The following is a 605-nucleotide window of genomic DNA, read 5'->3' on the forward strand; positions in this document are numbered from 1 at the left end:
CCCCCTCGAACTGACGGCCCGTTCACTAGCTTGCGCCATTGCAACTGGTAACTCAGTGGTAGTGAAGTCCCCCGAACTGGCTCCTTTATCAGGCATAGAACTTGCTCGCGCCTGTGAGACCGCGGGCTTGCCTGCCGGAGCCGTAAACGTGCTCACTGGGTACGGCCAGACGGCAGGCCAGGCGCTGATCGATCATCCCGATGTGCGCCACATCGTCTTTACGGGCTCCATGGCAACCGGGCGAACCGTCCTCAAGGCTGCAGCGGAGCGCATCGTACCCTGCATCATGGAGCTGGGCGGCAAATCGGCCGCTGTCGTTTATTCCGATGCCGATCTCGATTCCGTCGTGGAAGCGGTGCGTATCGGAACCTATCTAAATGCTGGCCAGAATTGCAACAACCTAACAAGATTGCTTGTAGAGCGTTCAATCGCTGATGAAACGTTAGAAAGAGTGAAGGCTTGCGTCGAAGGACTCTCAATTGGACCAGGACGCGAAAACTGCGACATCACCCCGTTGATCTCTCAAAGGCAGCGAGAGGGGGTCGAGAGCGCCTGCCGGATGGCCCTGTCGCAAGGGGCACGGCTTGTGGCCGGCGGAACTGCAC

The 605-nt window shown here is 58.8% G+C and carries 1 protein-coding gene; it reads left to right on the forward strand.

What is annotated here, in order from left to right:
• Positions 1–61: 61 nt before the first annotated feature.
• Positions 62–605: aldehyde dehydrogenase family protein (locus EOA78_RS35630; RefSeq protein ID WP_245478015.1), on the forward strand; the 544-nt coding region annotated here is incomplete at its 3' end.

Source organism: Mesorhizobium sp. M5C.F.Cr.IN.023.01.1.1 (genome assembly GCF_003997585.1).
Taxonomy (GTDB): Bacteria; Pseudomonadota; Alphaproteobacteria; order Rhizobiales; family Rhizobiaceae; genus Mesorhizobium; species Mesorhizobium wenxiniae.